The sequence below is a fragment of the Leptospira adleri genome (genome assembly GCF_002811985.1).
In the GTDB taxonomy this organism is placed as follows: Bacteria; Spirochaetota; Leptospiria; order Leptospirales; family Leptospiraceae; genus Leptospira; species Leptospira adleri.
The window spans coordinates 82,501-85,565 of sequence record NZ_NPDU01000013.1; the positions used below are offsets into that span (position 1 = coordinate 82,501).

Below are 3,065 nucleotides of genomic sequence, written 5' to 3' on the forward strand. Positions count from 1 at the left end.
TTCCGGAGATAACCGCGATTCTCGGGTTGAGTTTTTCTCTTCTCTGCTCGATCACTTTCAGAAGAATGTTGGACGTTTTCACGTCCTCGTCTCTTCTTACGTTCTTGCCGATTTCGAGATCCATCCACTGAATGCTTCCTTCGAATTCGGAAATCCCGACTTCGTTGTAAGGATCGAATTCGGCGATCGGTTGGTTCGGCTGAGTAATATCGTTTACTTTTACGTTCACGACGGTTCCGGTTTTGACCGGAATTACGGCTTCTTCTCCCAATATTCGGAAAACTCCATTCTCGATATGAATGGTTCCCGGCATTTCGGAAGTGATATTCTCGCCACTCGGAGCGGTTGCAACCAACTCTCCCTTGTCCACCTTCTGACCGTTTTCAACTCTCAAGTTGGAAAGTTCTTCCATCTTGTATTGTTGAATCAATCTCTGAATCACGATGGATCCGCGACGGGAGAATACGTTTTGATCCTTGTCGTTACTGAGAAGACGTCCGTTGATATTGTTTACGATCGCGGTATAAGATACTTTGTGTTCTTTTTCCTGAACCTTTGCCGAAGCCGCACCACCGATGTGGAACGTTCTCATCGTAAGCTGGGTTCCAGGTTGTCCGATCGACTGAGCCGCGATGGTTCCGACCGCTTCCCCGATTTCCGCAGGAATGAGTCTCGCCATGTCCATACCGTAACAGCAGATACAAACGCCTTGTTTGGATTCGCAAGTCAGAGGAGAACGAACTCGGATTTTATCGTAACCGAGGTTTTCGATTTTTTGTCCGACTTCTCTCGTGATCAGAGTGTTTCTCGGATATACGACTTGATCGGTCACAGGATCGATAATACTTTCCGCGGTATAACGGCCAAACACACGGTCGTTCAGGGAAACGATCACGTTCTCCCCTTCTTTTACGATACCGAGGGAAATGGATTCTTCGGTTCCGCAATCGTCTTCGGAGATGATCACGTCCTGAGAAATATCCACAAGACGACGAGTTAAGTAACCCGCATCCGCAGTTTTTAACGCAGTATCCGCGAGACCTTTTCTCGCACCGTGAGTGGAGATGAAGAATTCAAGAACCGAAAGTCCTTCGCGGAAGTTCGAACGGATCGCGAGCTCGATGATTTCCCCGGAAGGTTTCGCCATCAAGCCCCTCATTCCCGCGAGCTGACGAATCTGTTGTTTCGATCCTCTCGCGCCGGAAGCCGCCATGATGAACACGGGGTTAAATCCGCCCTTGTCTTTTTCCAGTTCCTTAAACATGGATTCGGTGATGAGGTCGTTGGTTTTCGTCCAGATCTCGATTACCTTTTTACGACGTTCTTCGTTTGTAATGATCCCTTTGCGATACTCGGAGTCGGCTTTTTCGACTTCTTTGTTCGCGTCTCCCACGAGACCGACCTTACCCGGAGACACACGAATGTCTTCGATGGAGATGGTCGGAGCGAAAAGAGTCGCATAACGATATCCTAATTTTTTAATATCGTCGAGCATCAGAACCGTCTTCGCAGGACCGTATTTATCGTAGACGTCGGCGATGATCTTATTCGTTTCCTTATCGGAAAGAGCCTTGTTTACGTAAGCGTATCCTTCCGGAAGAATGGTGTTGAAGATCAATCTTCCCGGAGTGGTTTCGAGAATCTTTCCTTGGTGATAGACGCTGATCTTGGTTCTGAATTCTACCACGCCTCTGTCGATCGCGTAGTGAACCTCGTCCAGGTTCGAGAAAGACTTTAGAGGAACACCCGGTTCCGAAGGGAGTTCGGAAGTTAAATAATAAATTCCGAGTACGATATCCTGAGTCGGTCCGCAGATCGGATGTCCGTTTGCTGGATTGAGAATGTTGTGAGGAGAAAGCATCAACATCCAAGTTTCCAGCTGAGCTTTCGGAGTCAGAGGAACGTGGATCGCCATCTGATCCCCGTCAAAGTCTGCGTTGAAAGCGTGACATACGAGAGGATGGAGTTTGATCGCCTTTCCTTCCACAAGGATCGGCAAGAATGCCTGAATCCCGAGACGGTGAAGGGTCGGAGCTCTGTTCAACATCACAGGGTGCTCTTTTACTACGTATTCCAATACGTCGAAAACTTCTTTGTCTTCGGCTTCCACTTTTTTCTTAGCGGACTTGATGTTCGGAGCTAAGTCCAAATCCACAAGTCTCTTCATGATGAAAGGTTTGAAAAGTTCCAAAGCCATTTTCTTTGGAAGTCCCATCTCGTGGTATTTCAGTTCGGGACCGACTACGATCACGGAACGACCGGAGTAATCCACCCTCTTACCGAGAAGGTTTTGACGGAAACGGCCTTGTTTCCCTTTAAGCATGTCGGAGATTGATTTTAAAGGACGGTTACCCTTTCCTTTGACCGCGCGTTTTCTTCTCGAGTTGTCAAAGAGAGCGTCTACCGCTTCTTGTAACATTCTCTTTTCGTTCCGAACGATGATTTCGGGAGCTTTCAGAGCGAGAAGTCTTTTGAGACGGTTGTTACGGTTGATCACACGACGGTATAAGTCGTTCAAGTCGGAAGTCGCGAAACGTCCACCTTCGAGCTGAACCATAGGACGAAGTTCGGGAGGAATGACGGGAACGATATCAAGCACCATCCACTCGGGACGGTTTCCGGAATCACGGAACGCTTCGAGAACTTCGAGACGTTTCAGAATTCTTTTATCGGAAATCTTATCCTTGTCTTGGATCTTTTGACGGATCATTCTCGCTTCGGCGTCCACGTCGATACGAGCCAGAAGTTCTTTGATCGCGTCCGCGCCGATTCCGGCTACGAACTTGTCACCGTACTCGTCGAGGTATGCGTGATATTCTTCTTCGTCGATGAGTTCGCCGCGATTTCTTCCCGAATCCGCTGGATCGATGATTACGTATTTTTCAAAGTAGAGAACGCTCTTGAGTTGGTTCACGGTCATATCGAGCAGAAGTCCCATTCTCGAAGGAACGGAACGATAATACCAGATATGAGAAACGGGAGCCGCGAGTTCGATATGACCCATTCTTTCGCGACGGACTTTAGAGTGAGTTACCTCGACCCCGCACTTATCGCAAACCACACCC

General features: G+C 48.3%; 1 protein-coding gene (running past one end of the window). It reads right to left on the reverse strand.

The genetic code is table 11. The features are described 5' to 3' along the window. Positions 1 to 3,065, reverse strand: part of the annotated coding region (gene rpoC / locus CH376_RS07085; RefSeq protein ID WP_243398245.1) for a DNA-directed RNA polymerase subunit beta' (this coding region is incomplete at its 5' end). 944 nt of the annotated region lie to the left of the window's left edge; 3,065 of its 4,009 annotated nt are in view.